The sequence below is a fragment of the Ruegeria sp. HKCCD7628 genome, assembly GCF_057221005.1.
On record NZ_JBWVBA010000001.1, the window covers coordinates 890,556 to 915,321 of the forward strand.

Annotated in this window: 25 protein-coding genes; 4 read left to right on the plus strand and 21 right to left on the minus strand. The window is 58.9% G+C overall.

The genetic code is table 11. The features are described 5' to 3' along the window. Positions 1–6: 6 nt before the first annotated feature. A complete protein-coding gene (locus AC2TAD_RS04480; protein WP_480866186.1) occupies positions 7–2,430 on the plus strand; it encodes a ligase-associated DNA damage response DEXH box helicase in 2,424 nt (807 codons plus the stop codon). Positions 2,431–2,448: 18 nt separating this feature from the next. After that, positions 2,449–3,111 (plus strand): ligase-associated DNA damage response endonuclease PdeM, encoded by a 663-nt coding sequence (gene pdeM / locus AC2TAD_RS04485; RefSeq protein WP_480866188.1) that lies wholly within the window; start codon positions 2,449–2,451, stop codon positions 3,109–3,111. A 5-nt stretch (positions 3,112–3,116) separates the two neighbouring features. On the opposite strand, the gene AC2TAD_RS04490 is transcribed toward pdeM, so the two are convergent. The 14 genes from AC2TAD_RS04490 to ybgC all read right to left on the minus strand — a co-directional run bounded on the left by AC2TAD_RS04490 (position 3,117) and on the right by ybgC (position 16,698). Next, positions 3,117–3,863 carry a LytTR family DNA-binding domain-containing protein gene (locus AC2TAD_RS04490; RefSeq protein WP_480866190.1) on the minus strand — a complete coding sequence of 249 codons (747 nt, stop codon included), beginning with the start codon at positions 3,861–3,863 and terminating at the stop codon, positions 3,117–3,119. Between the two features lie 203 nt (positions 3,864–4,066). Then, positions 4,067–4,957, minus strand: coding sequence for a bifunctional methylenetetrahydrofolate dehydrogenase/methenyltetrahydrofolate cyclohydrolase FolD (gene folD, locus AC2TAD_RS04495; protein WP_480866191.1), 891 nt, complete (start codon positions 4,955–4,957; stop codon positions 4,067–4,069). A gap of 48 nt (positions 4,958–5,005) precedes the next feature. Then, entirely contained in the window at positions 5,006–5,311 is a 306-nt protein-coding gene (locus tag AC2TAD_RS04500) for a chorismate mutase (protein WP_170354923.1), read from the minus strand. Positions 5,312–5,369: 58 nt separating this feature from the next. Continuing rightward, positions 5,370–7,046: a formate--tetrahydrofolate ligase gene (locus AC2TAD_RS04505; RefSeq protein ID WP_170769970.1), complete on the minus strand. Its 1,677-nt coding sequence runs from the start codon at positions 7,044–7,046 to the stop codon at positions 5,370–5,372. A gap of 186 nt (positions 7,047–7,232) precedes the next feature. Continuing rightward, positions 7,233–7,808: an MOSC domain-containing protein gene (locus AC2TAD_RS04510; RefSeq protein ID WP_480866193.1), complete on the minus strand. Its 576-nt coding sequence runs from the start codon at positions 7,806–7,808 to the stop codon at positions 7,233–7,235. A 94-nt stretch (positions 7,809–7,902) separates the two neighbouring features. Next, positions 7,903–9,819: an ATP-dependent zinc metalloprotease FtsH gene (ftsH, locus tag AC2TAD_RS04515; RefSeq protein ID WP_170354920.1), complete on the minus strand. Its 1,917-nt coding sequence runs from the start codon at positions 9,817–9,819 to the stop codon at positions 7,903–7,905. A 76-nt stretch (positions 9,820–9,895) separates the two neighbouring features. Beyond that, the gene (gene tilS / locus AC2TAD_RS04520) at positions 9,896–11,149 is read right to left on the minus strand and encodes a tRNA lysidine(34) synthetase TilS (protein ID WP_480866195.1); all 1,254 of its coding nucleotides are present in this window, start codon (positions 11,147–11,149) and stop codon (positions 9,896–9,898) included. After that, the gene (ybgF, locus tag AC2TAD_RS04525) at positions 11,146–11,970 is read right to left on the minus strand and encodes a tol-pal system protein YbgF (RefSeq protein ID WP_170753733.1); all 825 of its coding nucleotides are present in this window, start codon (positions 11,968–11,970) and stop codon (positions 11,146–11,148) included. Before ybgF ends, tilS begins: the two co-directional genes overlap by 4 nt. Before the next feature lie 4 nt (positions 11,971–11,974). Next, positions 11,975–12,487 carry a peptidoglycan-associated lipoprotein Pal gene (gene pal, locus AC2TAD_RS04530; protein WP_170753731.1) on the minus strand — a complete coding sequence of 171 codons (513 nt, stop codon included), beginning with the start codon at positions 12,485–12,487 and terminating at the stop codon, positions 11,975–11,977. An 87-nt stretch (positions 12,488–12,574) separates the two neighbouring features. After that, entirely contained in the window at positions 12,575–13,894 is a 1,320-nt protein-coding gene (gene tolB, locus AC2TAD_RS04535) for a Tol-Pal system beta propeller repeat protein TolB (protein WP_480866197.1), read from the minus strand. After that, on the minus strand, positions 13,891–14,997 hold the full coding sequence (locus AC2TAD_RS04540) for an energy transducer TonB (RefSeq protein ID WP_480866199.1): 1,107 nt from the start codon (positions 14,995–14,997) through the stop codon (positions 13,891–13,893). Before AC2TAD_RS04540 ends, tolB begins: the two co-directional genes overlap by 4 nt. A gap of 9 nt (positions 14,998–15,006) precedes the next feature. Further along, a complete protein-coding gene (gene tolR, locus AC2TAD_RS04545; protein WP_170753725.1) occupies positions 15,007–15,483 on the minus strand; it encodes a protein TolR in 477 nt (158 codons plus the stop codon). Position 15,484: 1 nt separating this feature from the next. Next, complete coding sequence (gene tolQ, locus AC2TAD_RS04550) at positions 15,485–16,180, minus strand: protein TolQ (RefSeq protein ID WP_170354913.1); 696 nt, start codon at positions 16,178–16,180, stop codon at positions 15,485–15,487. 110 nt (positions 16,181–16,290) lie between these two features. Continuing rightward, entirely contained in the window at positions 16,291–16,698 is a 408-nt protein-coding gene (gene ybgC, locus AC2TAD_RS04555; RefSeq protein WP_480866201.1) for a tol-pal system-associated acyl-CoA thioesterase, read from the minus strand. A gap of 191 nt (positions 16,699–16,889) precedes the next feature. On the opposite strand from ybgC, the gene AC2TAD_RS04560 reads away from it, so the two are divergent. After that, complete coding sequence (locus AC2TAD_RS04560) at positions 16,890–18,584, plus strand: SulP family inorganic anion transporter (RefSeq protein WP_480866202.1); 1,695 nt, start codon at positions 16,890–16,892, stop codon at positions 18,582–18,584. Positions 18,585–18,592: 8 nt separating this feature from the next. Here AC2TAD_RS04560 and AC2TAD_RS04565 read toward each other — a convergent pair whose 3' ends face one another. From AC2TAD_RS04565 to ruvC, 4 genes are all read right to left on the minus strand, one after another. Further along, on the minus strand, positions 18,593–19,216 hold the full coding sequence (locus tag AC2TAD_RS04565; RefSeq protein WP_480866204.1) for a hypothetical protein: 624 nt from the start codon (positions 19,214–19,216) through the stop codon (positions 18,593–18,595). 61 nt (positions 19,217–19,277) lie between these two features. Further along, entirely contained in the window at positions 19,278–20,297 is a 1,020-nt protein-coding gene (gene ruvB, locus AC2TAD_RS04570) for a Holliday junction branch migration DNA helicase RuvB (RefSeq protein WP_480866206.1), read from the minus strand. A gap of 4 nt (positions 20,298–20,301) precedes the next feature. Continuing rightward, on the minus strand, positions 20,302–20,979 hold the full coding sequence (gene ruvA / locus AC2TAD_RS04575) for a Holliday junction branch migration protein RuvA (protein ID WP_480866208.1): 678 nt from the start codon (positions 20,977–20,979) through the stop codon (positions 20,302–20,304). Then, complete coding sequence (gene ruvC, locus AC2TAD_RS04580) at positions 20,976–21,473, minus strand: crossover junction endodeoxyribonuclease RuvC (RefSeq protein WP_480866209.1); 498 nt, start codon at positions 21,471–21,473, stop codon at positions 20,976–20,978. Before ruvC ends, ruvA begins: the two co-directional genes overlap by 4 nt. A gap of 333 nt (positions 21,474–21,806) precedes the next feature. Here ruvC and AC2TAD_RS04585 point away from each other — a divergent pair, with 333 nt between their 5' ends. After that, positions 21,807–22,019, plus strand: coding sequence for a DUF1127 domain-containing protein (locus tag AC2TAD_RS04585; RefSeq protein WP_480866211.1), 213 nt, complete (start codon positions 21,807–21,809; stop codon positions 22,017–22,019). Between the two features lie 106 nt (positions 22,020–22,125). Here AC2TAD_RS04585 and AC2TAD_RS04590 read toward each other — a convergent pair whose 3' ends face one another. The 3 genes from AC2TAD_RS04590 to AC2TAD_RS04600 all read right to left on the minus strand — a co-directional run bounded on the left by AC2TAD_RS04590 (position 22,126) and on the right by AC2TAD_RS04600 (position 24,744). After that, positions 22,126–22,470: a hypothetical protein gene (locus AC2TAD_RS04590; RefSeq protein ID WP_170355063.1), complete on the minus strand. Its 345-nt coding sequence runs from the start codon at positions 22,468–22,470 to the stop codon at positions 22,126–22,128. 104 nt (positions 22,471–22,574) lie between these two features. Next, positions 22,575–23,447, minus strand: coding sequence for a 50S ribosomal protein L11 methyltransferase (locus AC2TAD_RS04595; RefSeq protein ID WP_480866212.1), 873 nt, complete (start codon positions 23,445–23,447; stop codon positions 22,575–22,577). A gap of 64 nt (positions 23,448–23,511) precedes the next feature. Continuing rightward, positions 23,512–24,744, minus strand: coding sequence for an MFS transporter (locus tag AC2TAD_RS04600; protein WP_480866214.1), 1,233 nt, complete (start codon positions 24,742–24,744; stop codon positions 23,512–23,514). Positions 24,745–24,766: the final 22 nt, after the last annotated feature.

Consider the following 24,766-nt stretch of genomic DNA (forward strand, 5'->3'; position numbering starts at 1 on the left):
GCGCCCATGACGCAGATTCCCACCCGGATCACCGACTGGTTCACCGCCAAAGGTTGGTCGATCCACCCTCATCAGCAACAGATGTTCGACCGGGCTGCCGATTCGGCAACGCTGCTGATTGCGCCGACGGGTGGGGGTAAGACCATGGCCGGATTTCTGCCGACTCTGGCGCAGTTGGCCGATGGCGCGCATAGCGGTCTGCACACGATCTATGTCTCGCCCCTAAAAGCGCTGGCCGCCGATATCCGCCGCAACCTGCGCGGCCCTGCTGACGAAATGGGCCTGCCCATCCGGATCGAGGACCGCACTGGCGACACCTCGGCTACGCAGAAGAAACGTCAGCGCGTGGACCCGCCGCATATCTTGCTGACGACGCCGGAAAGTCTTGCTCTGCTGACCTCGTATGAGGACGCGCCGCGCATGTTTGCGGGGGTGCAGCGGGTGATCATCGACGAAATTCACGCGCTGGCCGAAAGCAAGCGCGGTGATCAGTTGATGCTGGCGCTTGCGCGTTTGCAATCATTGTGCCCTGATCTGCGCCGGGTGGGTCTGTCGGCCACGGTCGAAGACCCGCAGGCCATCGCGCGCTTTCTGGCACGCCACCCTGACCCCTGCCAGATCGTGCAGGCCGATCCAGGTCCGGACCCCGACATTCGGATGCTGGAAACGCAGGAGCTGCCGCCTTGGGCCGGGGGCGGTGCCGCCTATGCCATCCCCGCTGTGCTGGAGCAGATCAAACAGCACAAGACCACGCTGATCTTTCACAACACCCGCGCGCAAGCCGAGATATTCTTTCACAATCTCTGGCTGGCTAATGACGATGCGTTGCCCATCGGTATCCATCACGGCAGCCTTGAGCGGCAACAGCGCGAGCGGGTCGAGGCCGCCATGGTACGCGGCGATCTGCGCGCCATCGTCTGCACCGGCAGCCTTGATCTGGGCATCGATTGGGGCGACGTGGACCTTGTGATCCAGATCGGTGCGCCGAAGAACGTCAAACGGCTGGTCCAGCGGATCGGGCGGGCCAATCACCGATACAACGCGCCCTCCAAGGCCCTACTGGTGCCGGCCAACCGGTTCGAGGTGGTAGAATGCGTCGCAGCGCTTGAGGCCGCCCGCGCGCATGATCTGGACGGAGAGCCACGCGGCGCAGGCCCCCGTGACGTGCTGTGCCAACATATCCTGATCGCGGCGGCGGCGGGGCCGTTTGATGCGGATACGCTCTATTCCGAAATGACAACCGCCGGGCCTTTTGCCGATCTCAGCCGCATGCAGTTCGATGATTGTCTGGAGTTTTGCGCCACCGGCGGCTACGCCCTGCGCGCCTATGACCGCTGGCAGCGGCTGCAACAGCGCCCTGACGGTCTATGGCAACTGCGTGATCCCCGTGCCGCGCAGCGTATCCGCATGAACCTTGGCACCATTCAGGACACCGATACGCTGAAAGTGCGCCTGAAACGCAGTCGGGGCGGCAGGCCACTGGGCGAGGTCGAAGAGGCCTTTGCCGCCTCGCTGACCCCCGGCGATACCTTCCTGATCGGCGGTCAGATCGTGCGCTATGAGGGGCTGCGCGAGATGACGGTCGAGGTCAGCCGCCGCGCGGACAAAAAGCCCAAGATCGCCACCTTCTCGGGCACCAAATTTGCCACCTCAACCCAGTTGAGCGATCGTATTCTGCGCATGTTCGCGCAACCTGGCTGGCCGCAACTGCCCGCGCATACGGCCGAGTGGCTGACGCTCCAGCGGCAGGTCTCGCGCCTGCCCAACCGCGACAGGCTGCTAATCGAAAGCTTTCCCGATAATGGGCGCGAACACCTCTGCGTCTACGGTTTTGCGGGTCGCAACGCGCAGCAAACACTGGGCTTGTTGCTGACAAAACGGATGGAAGAAACCGGCCTTGCCCCCTTGGGCTTTGTCGCGACCGACTACGCAACGTTGATTTGGGGGTTGGATGCCGTAACGGACCCCCGCCCACTGTTTCAACTAGAGGCACTGCGCAATGGGCTTGAAACTTGGTTGGCCGGGAACGCCGTTATGAAGCGAACCTTCCGGGCCTCAGCCACTATTGCAGGGCTAATCGAACGCAACACGGGCGGACAACGCAAAAGCGGTCGTCAGGCAACGTTTTCTTCGGATATTTTGTACGACACATTGCTGAAATACGACCCCGATCACCTGCTGATGCAAATTACCCGTGAAGAAGCCATGCGAGGCCTGGTCGACTTCGGGCGGATCGAAGCCATGATTGCGCGAATCGGCGACCAGATCGACTTGAAACGGCTGAACCGGGTGTCACCCCTTGCGGCACCGCTGTTTCTTGAGGTTGGAAAGGTCCCAGTCAAAGGATCAGCCGAAGAGCGCCTGCTGGCCGAAGAGAGCGCGCGTTTGCTGCAAGAGGCGGGCTTGGAATCACTTGCCTCGGGCGCGTAAACAAGCAAAGAACGTACCATGAACGAATTGTCGTTTTCCTTCGCCGGTCATGACCTGCGCGCACTTGGAACCGGGGCTTTGTGGTGGCCGGAAGAAAGCCTTCTATGCGTTTCGGATTTGCATCTGGGAAAGGCAGAACGCATCGCACGGCGAGGAGGCGCTTCACTACCGCCCTACGACACGCTGGACACGCTGGTGCGGTTAGCAAACGATATGGAATACACCAAAGCAACCACAGTGATTTGCCTTGGTGACAGCTTTGACGACCTAGATGCGGCCTCGGCCCTTGGAAATCGGGAAAAGCTGCAAATCGCGGCGTTGCAAGCCGGTCGGACCTGGATTTGGATCGAAGGCAACCACGACCCCGGCCCGGTCGAATTGGGTGGCACCCATCTGGCTGAGCACAAGCTGCGATCGCTTGTGTTCCGACACATAGCCCTACCGGACGGTCAAGCAGAGGTTTCAGGTCACTTCCATCCCAAGGCTCGGTTCCGGCTGCGCGGACGAACAATCACGCGTGCTGCGTTTCTGGTCGACGAAACGCGCCTACTGTTGCCCGCGTATGGTACATACACCGGCGGTCTATACAGCTCTGACGAGGCGCTAAAAGGACTAATGAGCGACCGCGCTATGGCGATTCTAACGGGCCAATCCCCGCAGATGATCCCGATGCCTCGCTGAGGCGTTTAGATCACGCCGTCTTTTTCAAGTATGGGTTTGTACTTGCGACTGACTGGGACCAGTTCGCCATTTGTCAGGCGTAGAAAAGTTTTTCCGTGACTCTTTTCAATCCCGGTCACAGCAGCGTCGACCACCCAGTGCGAGCGGTGGGTGCAATGCCCACGCTCGGGCTCCATCTCGGCAATGGCATCGGTAAACCTTGATCGGATGGTGAAAAGTCCCTCGGTTGTGACGACGTCAACGGAATGATCCCGGACTGCCAAACGCAGAACCTGCCCCGTGAACTCTTGCGGCAATCGTCTGTAAAGTCGTGGCGCAAAGCGGTTGATGTCATGATCCGTAGGAGGCTGAACCGGAGCCCGCCGGATGATCAACAACCCGGTCGTAAACAAAGCTCCGTAAGATACCACTGACAGAACATCTGGTGCCTGCTGCCCACCAGCCGAGAAGACAAGCAAGGTCATCAACCACAGCGAAGGAACGAACAGCGCAAAAGCAACAAACGTAAAAGCAAGATCCCACCCCGTGAAAGAGGTTTCAGCGAACCATTTCTTCAGCAGTTGTCGCGCCGCCCATGTCACCCCCAAAGCCAAGGCTGTGACCCCGGTCCAAAATATCAAGCGCAAGGAAAAGCTCAGATCCATATTCTGGAACGGTTGAAATGCAATGGCCATTAAGGGCAGGAAAATCGCACCGGCAACCACCCGGCGCATCGTAAACTCGGCAACCAATGAGCTTAGTTTATTCGGCATGACAGCTCAGATACTCTCTCCTGTTTCCAGTCGAGCATGACACTGAAACGTCTAACTCGCTGAGATCATAGGTTTATCATCGTTCTCGCCATATTCAAACCCTGCCAGATTAAGTTTCGTTGATTGTTCCGTGAAACAATCGGGCCGGTAAGTGTTTCCACTCCCGGCCCGTCGTATTCTTTGGTTCGCGCGGATCGTACGCGCTAGACCGTCAGCCCTTCAGGTTCCGGCAGGCTGTTTGCACGGCAGCAGGCGGTCAGGGTGTTGGCCAGCAGGCAGGCGATAGTCATCGGACCGACACCGCCCGGAACCGGGGTGATTGCGCCTGCACGCTCGGCCGCGCTGGCATAGTCCACGTCACCGACCAGCTTGTTCTTGCCGTCACGCTCGATCCGGTTGATGCCTACGTCGATTACGGTTGCGCCTTCTTTGATCCAGTCGCCCGGCACCATTTCGGGGCGGCCAACGGCGGCGACGACGATGTCGGCCCGGCGCACAACGTCTGGCAAGTCCTTGGTGCGCGAATGCGCGATGGTCACGGTACAGCTGTCACCCAGCAGCAGCTGCGCCATCGGCTTGCCCACGATATTCGAACGACCAATAACCACCGCGTCCATCCCCGACAGGGACCCGTGGTAGTCACGCAGCATCATCAGGCAGCCCAGCGGGGTGCAGGGCACCATCGATTTCTGGCCCGTCCCCAGCAAACCCACGTTCGAGATATGGAAGCCGTCCACATCCTTGGCCGGGGCGATCGAGTTGATCACAAGGTCTTCATTCAGGTGCTTGGGCAGCGGCAGCTGGACCAGAATACCGTGTACGGCCGGGTCGTTGTTCAGCTTGTCGATCAGCGCCAGCAGATCTTCTTCCGAGGTCTCGACATCCAGCTTATGCTCGTACGAGTTCATGCCGACCTCGACGGTCTGTTTGCCTTTCGAGCGCACATAGACCTGGCTGGCCGGGTCTTCACCAACCAGAACTACGGCCAGACCGGGCGTGATGCCGCTTTGCTCTTTCAGCTTCGCAACCTGATCCGCCACCTGCACGCGCACTTTCGCCGCAAAAGCTTTACCGTCGATAACCTCGGCTACCATCCTGTCATCCCTTCTATCAAAAACGGATCAGGCGCCTGAAACGCCCGATCAGTCGGCGCCGAGCACACGTTCCTCGCGTGCGATCGACCAATCAATCAATATGCGCCACAGCCGTTCGGCCAGGTCCGGGTCCATACCCAGATCGTCCGAACTTGCGCGCACGCGCTGCACCACTTCCTCGACACGGTCCGGGATGCGGGCGGGCAGCCCCTCGGCAGGTTTCAACTGCGAGGCGCGGTCGATATATCCCGCACGCATCACCAACATCTCGATCAGTTGGCGGTCCAGCTTGTCGATCTGAACCCGCAGTTCCTGCATCGAATGACAGTCCTGCGGAGGTGTCAGAGTGGGCATGTTCGTCTCCTCATGGCCCGGGGATATCCCCGGACCACGAGATGTCTTATTTGGGGGCTTAGAACAAGCCCTCGATCTCGCCTGCGTCGTTAAGGCAGATGGTTTCCGCGGCCGGTTTGCGGGGCAGACCGGGCATGGTCATGATCTCACCACAGACAACCACGATGAAGCCGGCACCAGCGGACAGGCGGACTTCACGCACCGGGACCGAGTGGCCGGTGGGCGCACCGCGCAGGGTCGGATCGGTCGAGAACGAGTACTGGGTTTTCGCCATGCAGACCGGCAGGTTGCCATAGCCCGCGTCTTCCCACTCGCGCAGTTGGTTACGGATTTTGTTGTCGGCCAGAACCTCATCGGCGCGGTAGATGCGCTTGGCGATGGTTTCAACCTTCTCGAACAGCGGCATGTCATCGGGGTAGATCGGCGCGAAGTTAGCAGTGCCACCTTCAACGATTTCCACGACTTTTTCGGCCAGCGGTGCCGAGCCTTCCGAGCCCAGTTCCCAGTGACGTGACAGAACCGCTTCGACTCCGTGATCGGCGCAATATTTCTTGACCGCATCAACTTCGGCATCAGTGTCGGTGACAAAATGGTTGATGGCGACAACAACAGGCACACCGAAGGATTTCACGTTCTCGATGTGGCGACCCAGGTTAGCGCAGCCGGACTGAACCGCATCGACGTTTTCTGCGCCCAAGTCAGCCTTGGCGACGCCGCCGTTCATCTTCATCGCGCGCACGGTGGCAACCAGCACCACGGCAGACGGGGCAATGCCCGCCTTGCGGCACTTGATGTTCATGAACTTCTCGGCACCCAGGTCGGCCCCAAAACCTGCTTCGGTGACGACATAGTCAGCCACTTTCAGCGCGGTCTTGGTCGCGATGACCGAGTTACAGCCGTGCGCGATGTTCGCGAAGGGGCCGCCATGGACGAAGGCCGGGTTGTTTTCCAGTGTCTGCACCAGGTTCGGCTGCATTGCGTCTTTCAGCAGAACGGTCATTGCGCCTTCGGCCTTGATGTCGCGGCAGTAAACCGGGGTCTTGTCGCGGCGGTAAGCAACGATGATGTCGCCCAGACGCTTTTCCAGGTCTTTCAGGTCGTTGGCCAGGCACAGGATCGCCATAACTTCGGACGCAACGGTGATGTCAAAGCCAGCCTCACGCGGGAAGCCGTTCGACACGCCGCCCAGCGAGGCGGTGATCTGGCGCAGAGCACGGTCGTTCATGTCAACCACACGACGCCATGCAACGCGACGGATGTCGATGTCGCACTCGTTGCCCCAATAGATGTGGTTGTCGATCATCGCCGACAGCAGCGAGTGGGCCGAGGTGATGGCATGGAAGTCACCAGTGAAGTGCAGGTTCATCTCTTCCATCGGAACAACCTGTGCGTAACCGCCACCTGCAGCGCCGCCCTTCATGCCGAAGTTCGGGCCTAGCGAGGCTTCGCGGATACAGATCATCGCGTTCTTGCCAATGCGGTTCAGACCGTCGCCCAGACCAACGGTGGTGGTGGTCTTGCCTTCACCCGCAGGGGTCGGGTTGATCGCGGTGACAAGGATCAGCTTGCCGTCTTCGCGGTCTTGAACCGAGTTGATGAAGTCCTGGCTGACCTTCGCCTTGTCGTGGCCATAGGGCAGCAGATCGGCGGATTCGATGCCGATCTTGGCACCGATTTCCTGAATCGGCTTCTTATTCGCTTCGCGGGCGATTTCGATGTCGGATTTATAGCTCATTGGGCAGGGTCCCTGATTGAATGCCGTGCAAAACCGACGCAGGGCGTCGGCGCTGGTCAACCCATACCGTCGTGTACCGTGGCGATAGATGTGGATTCCGACATAATCATGTCTTGAAACGGCGTAGCGTCACTTACAGGGTGGCGTCACGTAACTTTGATCGTTTCGCATCGGAAAGCCTGTGTCTTAAGGTGCCCAAGCGCGCTGATCGGGAACAAACAACGTCAGGGAATCACCCAAGCTCAGAACTCCGGGGCGTTCGACCCAAGCCGTCACACCGCGCCTTCCCTGCGCGGCAGGCTTGAAAGCGGCACCGTGACCGGGCAGATCGGCTTCGACCTCGCGTCCCGGTATCACACAGGGGCGGTTCTCCATGTCGATCGTGATCGTTACTCCATTCGGCCCTTGCAGGCGCGATGACGGAGGCACATGGGTGAAATCAGGGATACCCTTCAGCAGGATACTGACCCCAAGATAGGACGGATCGAGCGTGTCCAACCCCATCTCGGCCGCAGTTTCCTGCATTTCCTCTTGGGACAACACCGAGAGCTGCCGCACATTTCGGATTTCCGTGCCCTTCGGATAGATGTTTGTCATTCGCACACAGGACGCGCGGTTTTCCCCCTCGTGTCGCTCTCCTGCAACCCCCGCGAACCCAAGAGACAATGAGGCCGCGGCCTCGGCCCTGATGGAGGCCCCAGCCGGCACCTGACCAAGCCAGACAACTTCGGCCGTGAATTCCGTTTTGCGTAAGACCGGCATCGTCTCTCTCTCCTTCGCTCTGTTCCAGCCGCCACTAGAATGCAGGCACACGGGAAAGAAAAGAAAAACCCGGGTCTTAGCCCGGGTTTTTGAACTATGCCGTCGGTTCCGGCTCCATCCCGCCATCGGGTGGAGATTTTTTGACCTTGGTCTTTGGGATAGCCGTCACGCTGGGTGCGCTGCCTTCGTCCGGCTTGTCACTTTCGTCATCATCTTCGGTTGGCTTGTCACCGTTCATGACGCGCTTGATCTCATCGCCGGTCAGGGTCTCATACTCCAGCAGACCTTGGGCCAGACGCTCCCATTCCTCGTTCTTGTCGGTCAGGATTTGGTGAGCGCGCTCATACCCTTGCTGGATCAAGCGCTTTACCTCTTCCTCGATCAGCTCTTTGGTATGGGCCGAGACCGAGAAACCTGCGGTGTTGCCCTGATAGCCCTCATGCGCTTCGGCATAGTCGATATTGCCAACCTTGTCCGACATGCCCCAGCGCATCACCATCGCGCGCGCCAATTGACTGGCCTGCATGATGTCGCCGGCAGGGCCGTTCGAGACGTGATCTTCACCATACTTGATGACCTCGGCGGCTTTACCGGCCATAGTCATGGCCAGCTTTTGCTCGCACTCATCGCGGTGATAGTTCAGGCGATCCATTTCCGGCAGCGACACAACCATACCCAACGCACCACCGCGCGGAATGATCGTCGCCTTATAGACCGGATCGCAAAGCGGCAGTTCCAAACCAACCACAGCGTGGCCGGACTCGTGATACGCGGTCTTTTCCTTCTGGTCCTGCGTCAGCACCATGCTGCGGCGCTCGGCCCCCATCATCACTTTGTCTTTGGCGTTCTCGAAGTCTTCCATGGTTACAAAGCGACGGCCTACACGCGCAGCCATCAGAGCGGCCTCATTCACCAGGTTCGCCAGATCGGCACCCGAGAAACCCGGTGTCCCCCGCGCGATGATGCGCAGATCGACATCGGGGCCCAGAGGCGTCTTGCGCGCATGCACGCCCAAGATCTTCTCCCGGCCTTTAATGTCCGGGTTGCCGACGGTCACGTTGCGGTCAAACCGGCCCGGACGCAGCAGCGCGGGGTCCAACACGTCCTTACGGTTGGTAGCCGCCAGAATGATAACACCTTCGTTGGCCTCGAACCCGTCCATCTCGACCAGCAACTGGTTGAGCGTTTGTTCGCGCTCGTCATTGCCGCCGCCATAACCGGCACCACGATGGCGGCCCACGGCGTCAATCTCGTCGATAAACACGATACAAGGTGCGTTTTTCTTGGCCTGTTCGAACATGTCGCGCACACGGGACGCACCAACACCCACGAACATCTCGACAAAGTCCGAGCCTGAGATGGTGAAGAAGGGCACGCCTGCCTCACCTGCAATCGCACGGGCCAGAAGTGTCTTACCAGTGCCCGGAGGACCCACCAGTAGCGCGCCTTTTGGGATCTTGCCGCCCAGACGGCTGAACTTCTGCGGATTGCGCAGGAACTCTACGATCTCTTCCAGCTCTTCCTTGGCCTCGTCGATACCGGCCACGTCGTCAAAGGTCACGCGGCCATGTTTTTCGGTCAGCATCTTAGCCTTGGACTTGCCAAAGCCCATCGCGCCACCTTTGCCGCCGCCCTGCATCCGGTTCATGAAGTAGACCCAGACGCCGATCAACAGCAGGAACGGCAGCAGAGTGATCAGGAAGGACTGGAAACCCGACTGCTGCTGTTTGACCGCCTGCACAGGGATGTTTTCATCGATCAGCAGTTTTGTGACTTCGGCGTCAGCTGGCTTGATGGTCACATAATTTGCGCCGCTTTGCGTGGTATAGCGAATCTGTTCACCATCCAGCGTAACGTTTTTGACTTCACCGCTCTGCGCGGCGGCCACGAAATCGGAATAGGTTCTTTCATTGCTCTGAAGCGTTCCACCCGGTCCGCTGAACAAATTGAACAGTGCAAGGATCAGCAAAAACAGAACGACCCAGAAGGCGATGTTACGAGCGTTGCCCAAGGAAAATCTCCCAAAAGATTTCGGCGGATGCGTGTCCGCCGGGTTGCTTCTTAAAATAGAGAGGATTCAAGCAGGTTCAATGCGATAAAAACGAAGAGTGAAAGTCGGGCCATTTCGACACGATTTCTGCGCGCCATCCGTTGCCAAAACCGGCCAATGGGGCCGAAATTAACACATCTTTGTGCCAAATCGCGGGCGAGGCGACTAAAGCCGCACGTGGTTTTCCAAGATCACGCCAACCTGAAACCTGCGCGATGCCATGTTCACCAAGTGGTTTTACTTGCAAATCGCTTCCGGAGGGGCCGGACAGAATCCAGCGTTTATCCCAAGTCTGGTCGGGATCGCATGTTTCGTACGAAATCGCGTTTAGTTCTCGACAAATCCATGTTTTCTGCGCTTTTGTAACAAGAACACAGCCCCCTAGTGTTGCCCCGTTTCCCTGTTTGATCGCATGAAGGGCGACATCTACCGCTGATTGGCGCGGCGGGTAGTCACCTCCCGCAATCCATCGGATGCAGCCAATCAACAAACGGCGCTGAATCTCTTGGGGCAGAGCATCAAAGCCCTCGCGATCCAAACAGACATCACCGGACACCGGAACCAACACCTTGGCAGCGGATTCCTGCGTAAAGTGATCCAAGGCATCACGGGCTTGTGCAAGATTATCAGCAACCCGTGCCAAAGACTCGACCGTTATGCCGATTTCACCAAGCCCGACCAACTCATCACGGGCTTTGACACGATCAAAACGACGATCCTGATTCGAAGGATCTTCGATCCATTCGACCCCGATCTCGGTCAGGTATTCCCGCAGGGTCTGCCGGGTGATCTTCAGCATCGGACGCAATAGGACAAACCCGTCACGATTGCGAACAGTCGACATGCCGGACAGACCGGTAACACCTGCCGCGCGACCCAAACGCATCAGAAAGGTCTCGGCCTGATCATCCGCAGTATGACCCAAAGCAACCGCACCGATCTGGTTTCGCCGCGCCCAGTCCGTCAGCAAATCGTACCGTGCGCGACGCGCTTGATCCTGAAGGTTTCCCGATTTTTTCCAACCGTGCCACTCCAGAATGTCATGCGACACACCCATAGACTTTGCGTGGTCCGAAACCCACAGCGCCTCGGTCGCTGCTTCCGCGCGCAGATGGTGGTTTACTGTCGCCGCACGCAGTTCAATACCTTCGGCATGAGCGAGATCATTCATCAGATGCAACAAGGCGAGCGAGTCGCCTCCGCCCGATACGGCAACGCCTAGTCGAGAAGGCAACTGTTCAGGCAAACCTGCACGAATCTCGGATCGTAACCTGTCGGCAAGTGCGCTCAAGGACAGCCCAGCGAGGTCATTTCCTGCGTTGCGCTAGTCGCTGCAGAAGAGGCGGGGAACCGCACCCCGACTTCCCCAAGCGTGATGCACGCCTGATCCCGCTGCCCAAGACGCCCAAGAGCCGAGCCAAGTTCAAACAACGCTTCGGGCGCAAATGCGCCCTCGGAGTCGCCGGTAAAGCTGGCAAGGAAAGCACGCGCAGCTTCACGCGTGTCGCCCAGGCCCTCAAGCGCGTGCCCGCGCTTCAGATTGGCTTCAGGCGCCAGTGGGCTGCCCGGGTAAGAGACGTCAAAATTGGCAAATTGGTCAGCCGCTGCTTGGAAACTACCTTCAGCCAATGCCTGCGCCGCAGCATCAAAATCCGCCCGTTCACCTATTGCCAGCTCTCCCTGATCAATCGCAACCGGTGCGCTGGGCGAGGTCGGGGCCGCGGTAGCAATCTCGGTGTCCCCTCCAAGGCTCGAGGTCTCTCCTAGCGCGCTCAGGTCACCGCCTTCCAGTTCGACCAGACGGAACTCCAGATCGCCGATGCGGTTGGTGCCGTCGGTAACGATATTCTGCACCCGCTGGTTCAACTGCTCGGTCTGGCGGGTCAGGCGCTGCAACTCGGCCTCGATCGCGTCCACACGCTCCAATATCGAACTGCCGGACAGGTTCGGTGCCGGAGAGCCCGTTGTCGAAAACTCACGCTTCAGACGCTGGATTTCCACATGCAACACAGTCAGTTCTTGCCGAATATCCGCCAGAGTCTGCTGATCTTGCGCTTGCGCCACGCTGGCGGTGGTCAGAACCGCCGCCAGAACCCATCCTGCAACTTTCATCGCCTTACCCCAGTGTTGACCCGGTCAGCACAGTAACCGCACGGCGGTTCTTGGAATAGCATTCCTCGGTGCTGCAAATCTCGATTGGGCGTTCTTTGCCAAAGCTGACCGTAGTCAAGCGATTGCCTGCCACCCCGCGCGAGATCAGATATTCCCGTGCCGCATTCGCCCGGCGTGCGCCCAATGCGAGGTTATATTCACGGGTGCCTTGTTCATCCGCGTGACCTTCTATGTTCGCCACGAAATCCGGGTTTGCCAGCAACCAATCCGCCTGCCCTTGCAAAACAGTCTGCGCCTGCGGTGTCAGCGTTGATTGATCGACCGCAAACAACACACGATCGCCGACGGTCTGCTGGAAATAGGCAGGTGAGCGCGGATCACTTGGTGACCCAGCCGCCAATCCACCACCATTCGCGCCATTGCCAAAGCCCCCGCCCAAATCGGATGGATCGTTACTGGTACAGGCAGCCAGAATGCCAAGCGCGCCCACTGCTACCACTTTGCCCAATACGTTCATTTCAAGTGCCTCGTTGTTTTATCAGTTTATTGCCGCCTGTGTATCACAGCGCGGGTTTCTTGTGAACTTTTCCGACCGCCCCCGCGATCAATTCTGCAAAGGCCCCCAGGACGGATCGCTGCCACCATCCGGCGTGCGCACCGGGCGCAGGTTCCGGCCCGAAATATCCACCGAATACAAAGTCGCCCGACCGCTCGCCCCTTGGGTTTCGCGGGTAAACATGATCACCCGGCCATTGGGCGACCATGTCGGCCCTTCGTCCAGAAAAGACGAGGTCAATAGGCGTTCCTCACTGCCATCGGTGCGCATCACGCCGATATGGAACCGGCCTTTGTTCTGCTTGGTAAACGCGATCAGATCGCCGCGCGGAGACCAGACCGGCGTGCCATAACGCCCCTGACCGAAACTGATCCGCGTCGCCTCACCCCCATTTGCGGGCATGATATACAGTTGCGGCGTGCCCGAGCGGTCGCTTTCGAACACGATTTGCGACCCATCTGGCGAATAGCTGGGCGCGGTCTCAATCGCCGGCGTGTTAGTCAAACGCACGCTTTGCCCCGAGGCCAGATCCATCTTCCAAAGATCGGTATTCCCCCCTTGAATCAGCGAATAGACAATCGAGCGTCCATCCGGCGAGAAGCGCGGCGAAAAGCTCATCGTGCCGCCGGGCGTGTTCAGCTCGGTGCGGCGGACACGGTCCACATCCAGCACATAGATGCGCGGCTGGCCGGTTTCATAGCTGGTATAAAGCAACCGATCCCCCGTCGGCGAAAAGCGCGGGGCCAGCACGATGGCGGCACTGTCGGTCAGGTACTGCACGTTTGCACCATCGTAGTCCATGATCGCCAGACGTTTAAGCCGCTGATTCTTGGGACCGCTTTCCGACACAAAGGCCACTCGGCTGTCGAAGTAACCGCCCTCACCCGTCACGCGACTATAGACCTGATCGGCCACCTTATGCGCCATGCGCCGCCAGCCATCTGTAGTGCCTGCGAACTGCAGACCGTTACCAAGCTCCTGCCCGGAAAAAACGTCCCAGACCCGGAAGCGGACCGTCAGCCGATTGCCCGAAACATTCACCGCCCCGGTAACAAGTGCCTCGGCATTGATCGCCTTCCAGTCGGCAAATTGCAGCGCATCTTCAAAGCTGCTGACCCGGCTGATAAACGCATCGGATGAGATTTCGCGGAACAGCCCGGTGCCGGTGAGGTCCGCTGCGACAACCCGCGTGATATCCTGCGCGTACTGAGCCGCAGCCGGACCGTCGGGCACGAAACTGGGCACCGCGAAGGGCAAGGGTTCGATAATCCCCTGATCCAGTTCCAAGCGCAGCGGTCCGTTCTGGGCATAAACCGGCGCTGTCAAAAGCGTCAGGCCAAGCAACAGGCTGGTCAGAAATCTTATCATTTGATCCGCATCCTCTCGGGATTGAATGTAATCTCAATATCCTGCCAATGCTCATACTTGTCAGCAGGCAGGTCATATCCTCTGGCTCCACAGCGCAAGATAGCACGCCGGGCGGCTTCGTAGGCCTGTCTTGAAGCGCCGGAAGATCCGCCGGAACTCTCGATCAGGCGCAAGCTGCCGCCCACCACATTGCCATCCGGCGTGAGTGAAAACCCGGCGACGACCACAGTCTGCAACGCGTCAGTCGACAACGACCCTACATTCCAACACTTGGACACTGCCAAACGCATCGCATCTTTCTCACCGCTGGTCAGTGGCGGGCCCGAGGGTTCGTTGCCCTGCCCCAACGCTTCAGCCAACGCATCCTCGATGGCGCTTTCATCCGCAGGCTGGGGTGCAGGCGTCTCGGGCTCGGCTTCAGGCGCTTCCGCCACCTCGGGCTGCGCCGGAGGGGTCGGTCGGTTTGGCCGAACCTGTGGCCGCGGAGAACTGCGGGGCGCGTATTCCTTGGCTTCCTCGGCCTCGGTCACGATCTCATCTGTCGCCTCTTCGGGGGCGGTTTGATCCTGCTGTTCCTGCTGAACCTCGGCGCCTTCGTCCAAAGACACAGCGGGTGTTTCGATATCATCCGGTGCGGCCTCGGGCGGAGGCGGCGCGACGGGCTCGGGCGCAACCCTGTCCGCAGGGCGCGGCTGTGCTTCGGGTCCCGGCGGTGTTGGCAAGGCAACTACGTCCGGCTCGGGAGGCTCAAGCGTCGGGGGTTGTTCTATCACAACTGGTTCAGGAGGGGGCTCAACCGCTTCCGGAACCGTATCAGGCTCCGGCTCAGCCGGTTCCGATACCTCTGGCACCGGCTGCTCTTCTTCGACCTGTGCGGGGGGCGTTGCATCTTCGACCGGAGCTTCGGGTTGCTGCAAAGCGGCCGGGGTGGCCACTTCGGGCGCGTCCCGTTGGGCGGTCATTGCCGCAAATTGCTCAGCCGAAATCACAGAGACATCCTGTACGGCCATAGGCAAGGGTTCGGACCGGAACGTGCCGCCGAATAAGGCCCATCCGATCAGACTGACATGGGCAATAGCCGAGATCTTGGTGCCGGTATCCACCGTGCCGCCTCACTCTCCACCTTCGTCAAGCGTCGGGCCGCCGGTGTCAGTCACAAGCCCGACATTGGAAAACCCGCCCGCATTCAACGCACCCATTACCTGCATCACCTGCGCATAAGGGATCGAGCCATCCGCCCGCAAGAACACGCGGTCACTGCTGCGCTCGGACGCGATGGCGCGCAATCTGCCAATCAATTCTTCACGCTGAATGTCAGTAGTCTGGATCTGCACTTGCCCATCAGCCGTCAGCGTCACGGTCAAGGGTTCTTCGTTGTCGCCGGGCAATGCGCTTGCCGCGGTCTTGGGCAGATCCACCGGCACCCCGACCGTCAACAAAGGTGCGGCCACCATGAAGATGATCAGCAGCACCAGCATGACGTCCACAAACGGGGTCACGTTAATCTCGGCCATGGGCTGTGCACGACCGCGACGCCGTCCGCGTCTGCGCCCATTCCCGCCCGAGCTTTGCTGAACCGCCGCACCCATCTTAGCTGTCCAACTGGCGCGACAGGATGGTGGCGAACTCGTCGGCAAACGCCTCGTAGCCACCCACGATCCGATCACTATCGGCGCTGAGTTTGTTGTAGAAAATCACCGCCGGGATCGCGGCTAACAGGCCCAGACCGGTCGCCAGCAAAGCCTCGGCGATACCGGGGGCCACAACCGCCAGATTGGTGTTTTGTTGTTCGGCAATCTCGATAAAGGCGTTCATGATGCCCCAAACAGTTCCGAACAGGCCGATAAAGGGTGCGGTCGAACCTACCGTTGCCAAGACAGGCAGGCCCTTTTGCAGAGTCTCAGCCTCTTTCGCGATGGCCACATCCATCGACCGGTCGATCCGGGCCGTTGCGCCGGCGATCAACCCGCCATCTGTACGGTGCGAGCGACGCCACTCGATCATACCCGAGGCGAAAATCTTTTCCGAACTGCCGTCAGGCTGTGTGCCAATCTGTTCGAACAACTCATCCAGGGGGTTTCCGGACCAGAACGCCTCATCAAACACCTGCGCCTCGCGCCGGGCGGCCCGATAGTTGATGATTTTCTGAATGATAATACCCCAAGACCAAACCGACGCACCGATCAGCATCAGCATCACCAGTTTTACGATAAAGGTCGCGCGGGCATACAGCCCCCACATGGAGAAGTCGATCTCCTGCGCCAGCGCCAGCGTTTCAGCTTCCATGAACCTGCTCTTTAGTTTTGCCTGACGGCCGTTTCTTTGGCCTTGTTTTGATGAACGCTAACGCAGTTGGGTGTGAAAAGCCAACAGAACCACCCCGGCGGCTGAAATTGTTACAACAATGCGCGAATCTCTGCCGGAAGACGCACCGGTTTGCCCTGTGCATTCATACAAACTGCCGTGACCGAGGCAGTGAATACCTCGATTTCCCCTCGCGACACGCGCTGTGCCATCGTTAATCTGGCACCCGAAAGTGCCGTGATCCAGGTTTCGATCTGCAGTTCATCATCGAATTTGGCTGTGGCCAGGTATTCAGCTTCGATTTTTCGCACGACCCAGACGATGCCAGCATCCCGCATCGCGTTCTGGTCGTTACCAATATTGCGTACATAGTCCGACCGGGCACGTTCGATGTATTTCAGATAGTTCGCGTGGTAGACCACGCCGCCCATATCCGTGTCTTCATAATAAACCCGGATCGGGAAAATGTGCTTTTTCAACGCGTCTGAATCTTGGGTCATGATCTGAATTCCGGCCACATAAGGACTTCTGAACAAACGGGGCATCCCCCACTCCAAACAGATGCATGTCCGCCGTGCCACCTGCAATCCCCAAGACCTGTTAATTTTCGTGATCAGGTACAGATGCTCGTATTCCAACGCTCCTCCCGATACACTCTCACTCAAGAAACCGACATTGCATAGGGGGCAACGTGGCAGGTAAAGGCCGAGAAAACAGGGCGCTACCGATTTTTCAGGGCATTCTGCCGCTGAACCTGCCCAGACTGCCGGCCGAGGTTCTGGCAGGGCTGACTTTTGCCTGCCTCGCGATCCCTGAGGTGATGGGATACACCAAAATCGCAGGCACTCCGGTCGTGACTGGCCTGTACACTATCCTCATCCCGATGGCACTGTTCGCAATCTTCGGATCTTCGCGGCATTTGGTGGTGGGCGCAGATTCAGCGACGGCGGCAATTACGGCTTCGGCGCTGGCGGGCATGGCGGTTTCGGGATCCAACGAATATCTGGCCCTTGCCTCACTCCTGGCGTTGATGGCCGGGGTATTGCTGATAGTTGCCCGAGTTATCGGCTTAGGTTTTCTTGCGGATTTCCTGTCCAGAACGGTGCTTGTTGGATTCCTTGCCGGCGTCGGTATCCAGGTCGCGTGCGGTGAACTCCCCGGCTTATTGGGGATCGAGACTTCCGGACATGGCACAATCGCAAAGCTGGCAGATGCCGTGCAACAGATTGATCAGATCAGTTCCGGTACGCTACTGGTATCCGCTGCTGTTTTAGTCATCGTCGTCGGCTGCAAACGCTTGTCGAACAAAACTCCGGGGCCTTTGATCGCCATTATCGGCGTCATCCTGTGCAGTTGGGCGTTCCAACTCAGCGCATCAGGAATTGCAGTGCTTGGCCCCGTTCCCAGCGGTTTGCCCTCCTTGTCCATTCCAAATGTCGACTGGAGCTGGAACCTGTTCAAACAATTGCTGCCGACGGCCATTTCGATCTTTGTTGTCATCCTGGCACAAAGCGCAGCAACCTCGCGCGCGTACGCTGCCCGGTATGAAGAGCGCTTCAACGAAAACACTGATTTGATCGGGTTGAGTCTGGCCAATATTGGCGCTGCGTTCAGCGGGACTTTTGTGGTTAACGGTAGCCCCACAAAAACCGAAATGGTCGCAAGCGCGGGTGGGCGCAGTCAGATTGCGCAGCTGACCACCGTGCTGATCGTGCTTATTGTCATTCTGTTCCTGACCGGTCCACTGGCGTATCTGCCTAACGCCGCCCTGTCTGCAATCGTGTTTCTGATCGGACTCAAACTGATCGACGTAAAGGGTCTGATTGCGATCTATCGCCAGGCACGGTCCGAATTCTGGATCGCAGTGGCAACCGCTGCAGTTGTGGTGCTGGTTGGAGTCGAACAAGGGATCATTCTGGCGATGGCCCTATCCCTGATCGACCATACGCGACGCGGCTATCACCCCAGAAACACCGTGATCGTGCGCAATGAAACAGGCGAAGGCTGGCGCGCCAAATCCATCGAGCGCCCCAACCAGTTTGACCCCGGACTGGTGATCTATCGTTTTTCCCACAGCCTGTATTATGCCAACACGCAACGGCTTGCAGATGAAATCCGGGCGATCACGTCGGACCCACAAAACGATATACGCTGGTTTTGCCTTGAAGCATCGGCCGTAGATGACGTGGACTTCTCCGCCGGTTTTACGTTGCGCGACATGGACCGGGTGCTGGACGCACAGGGCATTCGGTTGGTGTTCTTGCTTGTCTCACCAAAGGTGCGCGCGGAACTGGACAGGTACGGCGTCACCGATCTGGTCGGAGAGGAAGCCTTTTTCACCGACGAGACCGCATTGCTGTCAGCGTTCCACAGCAAAATCCCCTGAGGTTCGACCTAGTGGCTTGCTTGCAGACGCGCGAACAATCGTAAAGCATGTGCAGAATCCTGCGTTGCCCCTGGCAACACGGGGTCGTAAGCGGCCCGGATCAACGCGGCGACATCGGGGCGCAACACTGTTGTTTCACCTGCCACAGCCAACGGTGATTGCGCCCGAAAAGCGGTGTCAGACCAAAGCAGTATTGTCTGTACCACCTGGCTAAGCGCCAGAGTTTCAGCCGGAACTTTCGACAGCTCATTGTCCATGCGCAGAAAGACAAACGCCGCCCGAATTGCACCATCCTCTTCGAACCGAAAAACGCGGTATTGATTGGCATCTGCCGCGACCAGTCGAGCCACCAAAGGCGCAAGGTCGGGGATGAGGCGGTCCAGATCGGGAACCTCCAGCAACTCCTTCCAGTCGCGGAAAAAGAAGACCATGCAATTTGCGCCCAACTCGGGGTCGGTTTCGGCCATCTTGTGCCCGGCCAAGGTTACAACCGCCTCAAACGCACCTTTGACGGTGGCGAGCGTATCGTCCTGCACCCCAAAAACGATCGGGACGATTGGGCGTCCCCAGCGGGCGAACAGAAACTCTCCGCTTTCGCGGGTGAACAGGGTTTGTATGTCTTCACGGGTCACACGCAATCCTCGACACTGGGTGGCTGCTATGGCGCACCCATAAAAGTTCTTGTCTCAGGCTTCAACCAAACAGATCGCTTTGCCCCTTGGGCGCGGCCATACCCAGATGCGTCCACGCCTTTTGCGCCAGCATCCGCCCACGGGGCGTTCGTTGGATCAAACCCTGCTGCAACAGGTATGGCTCAATCACCTCTTCCAGCGAATCCCGACTTTCCGACAGCGCCGCCGAGAGCGTTTCGATCCCCACCGGTCCCCCAGCGTAATTTTCGGCAATCAGCTTGAGATAGCGCCGATCCGCACCGTCCAGACCCAGATTGTCCACGCCCAAACGGGTCAGCGCGCCATCGGCCAGTTCCTGCGTGATCCGCCCGTCGCCTTCGACGATGGCGAAATCCACCACCCGACGCAGCAGCCGCCCCGCGATGCGCGGCGTGCCACGCGACCGGCGCGCGATTTCACGCGCGCCAGCGTCATCCGCTGGGGCGCCCAGCTTGCGGGCATTACGGGTGACGATCTCGTGCAGTTCATCGACGGTGTAGAATTGCAGCCTTGTCGGAATGCCGAAACGGTCGCGCAAGGGCGTGGTCAGCAGACCCATTCGCGTGGTCGCTCCGACCAGCGTAAAGGGCTGTAACTCAATCCGAACGGTGCGCGCGGCGGGGCCTTCGCCGATCACCAGATCCAGCTCAAAATCCTCCATCGCCGGGTACAGCACTTCTTCGACGGCGGGGTTCAGCCGGTGAATCTCGTCGATGAACAACACGTCGCGTGATTCCAGATTGGTCAGGATCGCCGCCAGATCACCCGCCTTGGCCAGCACGGGGCCAGAGGTCATGCGGAAATTCACCCCCAGCTCGCGCGCCATGATCTGTGCCAGCGTCGTCTTGCCAAGGCCCGGAGGGCCATGAAACAGCGTATGGTCCATCGCCTCGCCCCGCTGACGGGCCGATTGGATAAAGATGCGTAGGTTGGCGCGTGCTTCGGCCTGACCGATGAACTCATCCAATCCCTGAGGACGCAGGGCGCGATCGTTATCCTCGGGCAAAGGGTCAGCGCGCAGGGTTGGATCGGCGTCAGTCATTCATTCAGCCTTTCGGAGCCAGCAGTTTCAACGCCGCCCGGATCAACTCGGCCTCGCCCGCATCCGGCAGGCTGGCGGCCGCTTCAGCCACAGCCGAGGCCGCCTCGGACGGGCCGTACCCCAGATTGGAAAGCGCCGACAGCGCACCAGCCGAGGCCGCCGCATTGCCCGAGGCCGATTTCGCCGCGCGTTTCGGCGCAGGCGCGGGCTCAACCAATTCGACCGTTTCCAGCACAGGGCCATCCATCGCCTCGGTCACGGTGCCGCCCATGGCCATCACACCCGGCGCTTTGTCTTTCAGGTCCAGAACGATGCGCTGCGCCGTCTTCGGCCCCACGCCCTTGGCCGCCTTGACCGCGCCCCAATCGCCCAAGGCAATCGCGCGGCTGACGCCATCTGGGCCAAGCGCCGACAAGATCGCCAAAGACACTTTGGCCCCCACGCCCTGAACGGAACACAGCAGCCGATGCCATTCCTTTTCGACCAGAGACAAGAAACCATACAACTGCATCAGGTCTTCGCGCACCACCATGTCGGTATAGATCGAGACCGCCTCACCCACACCCGGCAGCGCCGCCATGGTCCGGTCCGAGCAATAGACGATATACCCAACCCCGCGCACGTCGATCAGGACGTGATCCGCCGCGCGGTAATCCAGTCGTCCTGTGAGTTTTCCGATCATACCCGTACCTCTTTCATCCGCGTCTGCGGCGCCGTGCCGTAGTAGGAATGACAGATCGCAATCGCCAGCGCATCTGCCGCATCCGCGCCTTTGGGCTGACACCCGGGCAGCTGCAGCTTTACCATGTGCAAGACCTGCTCTTTCTCGGCGTGCCCGACACCTACCACCGTTTTCTTAACCCGGTTCGGCGCGTATTCCCCTACTGGCAACCCCGCCTGCGCCAGAGTAAGCAGGGCAACCCCGCGCGCCTGACCCAGTTTCAGCGTTCCAGCGCCATCCTTGTTCACGAAAGTCTGCTCGATCGCGGCTTGATCGGGGGCGTGTTCGGCGATCACCTCGACAATCTGGTTGTGCAGAGACAACAGCCGCTCGCCCAAATCATCCCCATCCGATTTGCACAGCCCGTTGGCCACATGGCTCAGGCGGCTGCCATGCGATTCGATGACGCCCCATCCCAGGGTTCGTAGCCCCGGATCAATGCCCAAAATTCGCATGTTGTGCCCCAGCCTGCTCGGGTTTTTGTGATCTTTCTTACGGGTTAGCACGAAGCGTGAACATTTTCCAAGCGAATTGACGGGCGGGCTAAAAACGACAGACTTGTTTCGCCACCGACAAATCAGTCAATTTACGACAGCGGAAAGCCTGTTTTCGACATGTTTTATGACCGTAAAATGGCCATAGTATTAAGGGGTTTTCACAAATTCCGAGACTTGCAAAAAACGCATAGGACACATGCGTTTTCATCACTTGCAGTGTCAGAACGACATCCCTAAATGCCCGTCAAATCGAATGACACTCATGGAACTCTAACCAGAAGGAAACAGGATATGGCTGCACTGGATACCACCCGCGCCACCACTGGCTCATTCGGCCCAGCTGGCCGTATCGGCGGAATTTTTGCATCGGCCGTAAGCGCCGTTATCGAATGGAATGACGCCCGCATGACCCGTAATGCGCTGAGCGGTCTGACAGATCGCGAACTGGAAGATATCGGTCTGTGCCGGGGCGACATCGACGTCGTGGCAGAAGGCCGCCGGTAGGGATTAGCACACCCCCACCACTCACAAGCCCCTTTCTCCCTCGGGGGCAAAGAAGAACGCCGCGCATTCATCTATGCGCGGCGTTTTTCGTCAGAGCAGACGAAACTCAGGGCAAATATTTGGCGACCTGAGTTGAGAGAAACGAAGAAAGCGGATCAATCTGCATGATCCACGCACCAGCTTTTTCGACCTGAGTGCCTTCGGCAAGGCTGTCCACGCGATACTGATATCCGCCAGAACCTAAGCTCGTAAGCAAGAAAGTTTTGAAAGCGATAAAGCCCAAAAAAGCCATCACAAGAACTTTGAACGGCACAGCCGACTGAACACGCTGCGGCCTCATTACTACAAGACCATCTTTTCGCATCGTCGCGCGATAGCCTCGGCTGAGTTTTGCGTGCTTTTTGTTCAGGCGATGAATGCGCTGATCAAATTCCAGTTGTTTTCCAGTCATGGCAGCCTCCACAAACCGCCCCCGATATCCATGCTTGAACGGTAAAAAGAGATTGCGCCAAAAAAGTGGCAGAAATCTACAAAACTCCTGTAAATGGCCCGAATTTAGCCCTGTTTGCTTAAGATTAGCGTCGTCCACTCGCCAATCTGGGATCTTTGAGTGAGATTGAACTCGTTTTGAGAATAAACCGAGACTACATCATCGGCCTGTTCGTTCAGGATTCCAGATAGAATCGCATATCCGCCAGTGTTCAGATTCGCCCCGATCTCGGGTGCCAACGCAACTAGAGGGCCTTTCAGGATGTTGGCAAAAATCAGATCGTAGGGCGCATGCGCTTTCAGGTCGGGATGGTCGAACCCTGCCGCCTCGACGCATTCCACCTGTCCGGCCATGCCATTGGCTTTCAAGTTCGCCTCGGCCACAACGACGGCCACCTGGTCAATATCGCTGGCGATGATATCACCCCGCCATACCCGCGCTGCGGCCATGGCCAGAACAGCGGTGCCGCAGCCGATATCGGCCACCTTCGTCGCCTCGAACCCCTCATTCAGCAGATGATCCAGCGCCTTGAGGCACCCCAGCGTCGTCCCGTGGTGTCCGGTGCCAAAAGCCATCGCGGCCTCGATCAGCAGGGGAATGCGGCCTTCGGGCAGTTTGTCCGCGTCGTGGCTGCCATAGACAAAGAACCGCCCGGCCTCGACCGGGGCGAGTTCGCGTCGCACATGAGCGACCCAATCGGTTTCGGGCAGTTCCGAGACGACAAAGGGCTTGGCCTCGAATGCGGCGGCCAGAACGGCCAGCGCGGTTTCATCCGGGGTTTCGGTGAAATAGCCACCAACTTCCCACAGGCCCGAGCCATCCTCGACCTCGAACACACCAACGCCGGTGGGTTCCGGCTCCAGACGCTCCATTGCTTCGCCCAAGCCTTCGGCGGCTTTCTTGCCCATCAGAGTGGTCAGCGCAGTGAATGTGGGCATGGGGGCCTCCTGTTTGGGTTTCCCCTGCGCCTAGGCCGCCGGGCAGGCAAGGTCAAGCGCTGGCTTATTCGGCAGGAGCCGGGGCGTATTTTGACAGGATGGTTTCATTGCCCGGCTCGGGATGGCGCGGGATCAGCAACGACAAGGCCAGCGAGATCATCGCCATCGCTGCCGCCAGCGTAAACACCGCGCCGGGCGAGACCACCCACAGCAAACCCAGCAACGCAGGCAAGAATACAGCGGCAATGTGGTTGATCGTGAACGCCACGGCTGCGGTTGGTGCGATATCGGCAGGGTCGGCGATTTTCTGGAAATAGGTTTTCAGCGCCAATGCCAGCGCGAACAGCACGTGGTCGATCACGTAAAGGATCGCGGCCAGCACCACGCCCCAGCCAAACCAATAGATGCCGCCATAGGCCGCGAACACGATGGCCAGACCGGCATATTCAAAGATCAGCGTGCGGCGCTCGCCGAACACGGACACGGCTTTGCCCAGAATCGGAGCGGCGGCCATGTTGATCACCAGATTGATCAGATACAGGCTGGTCAGCTCATGCACCTCGAACCCAAATTTCTCGACCATCATGAAGCCTGCGAAGACGACAAAGATCTGCCGCCGGGCACCGGCCATGAATTGCAGCGCGTAATACAGCCAATAGCGTTTGCGCAGGATCAGTTTCTTGGTCTGCGGCGTTGGCGCATCGAATTGCGGGTAAGCCAGCAGGCAGAACAGCGCCAACAAGGCCGTCACGCCGCCCGCTGCCATGAAGACGAGGTTATAGGACAGATCGAACCGGTCCCATGTCAGCACGATCAACCCGTAAACCACTGCTGTCGCCGCTGAACCCATGGCCACCAGCCAGCCCAACACCTGCGGTGCGCGATCCTTGGGCAACCATTGCAGCTGCAGCGACTGGTTTACCGTCTCGTAATAGTGAAACCCGATCGAGCTGAGCAAGGTCACAAACAGCAGCCCGCCAAGGCTGGGGAACCACGCCGTGATCGCAGTCGCAACGCCCAGCATCATCAGCGAGATCATCGCCAGCACTTGTTCACGGATAAAGATGATAACCGCAATCACACCAACAGCCAGAAAGCCCGGAATTTCGCGAACGGTGTGCAGCAGACCAATATCCGCTCCGTCGAAATTCGCCACTTCGATGACGAAATTGTTCAGCAGCGCGCTCCATGCGTTGAACGCAATGGGCATCATCAACGCCATCATGAACAAGAGCGTTATGGGACGGCGCCAGAACGGAAGGCTCTGCGCGTCAGAGAGCGGCATGGGTTTCAGCATGACACCGCTCTACGCTCATTTT

Excerpts from the sequence above, each read along its gene's own strand:
- AC2TAD_RS04480 (WP_480866186.1), top strand. The coding sequence starts at position 7 with ATGACGCAGATTCCCACCCGGATCACCGACTGGTTCACCGCCAAAGGT.
- AC2TAD_RS04500 (WP_170354923.1), bottom strand. The coding sequence starts at position 5,311 with ATGCCCACTCTGACACCTCCGCAGGACTGTCATTCGATGCAGGAACTG.
- AC2TAD_RS04510 (WP_480866193.1), bottom strand. The coding sequence starts at position 7,808 with ATGCCGGTCTTACGCAAAACGGAATTCACGGCCGAAGTTGTCTGGCTT.
- AC2TAD_RS04585 (WP_480866211.1), top strand. The coding sequence starts at position 21,807 with ATGGCTGCACTGGATACCACCCGCGCCACCACTGGCTCATTCGGCCCA.
- ruvA (WP_480866208.1), bottom strand. The coding sequence starts at position 20,979 with ATGATCGGAAAACTCACAGGACGACTGGATTACCGCGCGGCGGATCAC.
- ruvC (WP_480866209.1), bottom strand. The coding sequence starts at position 21,473 with ATGCGAATTTTGGGCATTGATCCGGGGCTACGAACCCTGGGATGGGGC.
- folD (WP_480866191.1), bottom strand. The coding sequence starts at position 4,957 with ATGGTAGCCGAGGTTATCGACGGTAAAGCTTTTGCGGCGAAAGTGCGC.
- AC2TAD_RS04590 (WP_170355063.1), bottom strand. The coding sequence starts at position 22,470 with ATGACTGGAAAACAACTGGAATTTGATCAGCGCATTCATCGCCTGAAC.
- AC2TAD_RS04505 (WP_170769970.1), bottom strand. The coding sequence starts at position 7,046 with ATGAGCTATAAATCCGACATCGAAATCGCCCGCGAAGCGAATAAGAAG.
- ruvB (WP_480866206.1), bottom strand. The coding sequence starts at position 20,297 with ATGACTGACGCCGATCCAACCCTGCGCGCTGACCCTTTGCCCGAGGAT.
- pdeM (WP_480866188.1), top strand. The coding sequence starts at position 2,449 with ATGAACGAATTGTCGTTTTCCTTCGCCGGTCATGACCTGCGCGCACTT.
- ybgF (WP_170753733.1), bottom strand. The coding sequence starts at position 11,970 with ATGAAAGTTGCAGGATGGGTTCTGGCGGCGGTTCTGACCACCGCCAGC.
- tolR (WP_170753725.1), bottom strand. The coding sequence starts at position 15,483 with ATGGGTGCGGCGGTTCAGCAAAGCTCGGGCGGGAATGGGCGCAGACGC.
- AC2TAD_RS04595 (WP_480866212.1), bottom strand. The coding sequence starts at position 23,447 with ATGCCCACATTCACTGCGCTGACCACTCTGATGGGCAAGAAAGCCGCC.
- AC2TAD_RS04600 (WP_480866214.1), bottom strand. The coding sequence starts at position 24,744 with ATGCTGAAACCCATGCCGCTCTCTGACGCGCAGAGCCTTCCGTTCTGG.
- pal (WP_170753731.1), bottom strand. The coding sequence starts at position 12,487 with ATGAACGTATTGGGCAAAGTGGTAGCAGTGGGCGCGCTTGGCATTCTG.
- tolB (WP_480866197.1), bottom strand. The coding sequence starts at position 13,894 with ATGATAAGATTTCTGACCAGCCTGTTGCTTGGCCTGACGCTTTTGACA.
- AC2TAD_RS04490 (WP_480866190.1), bottom strand. The coding sequence starts at position 3,863 with ATGCCGAATAAACTAAGCTCATTGGTTGCCGAGTTTACGATGCGCCGG.
- ybgC (WP_480866201.1), bottom strand. The coding sequence starts at position 16,698 with ATGACCCAAGATTCAGACGCGTTGAAAAAGCACATTTTCCCGATCCGG.
- tolQ (WP_170354913.1), bottom strand. The coding sequence starts at position 16,180 with ATGGAAGCTGAAACGCTGGCGCTGGCGCAGGAGATCGACTTCTCCATG.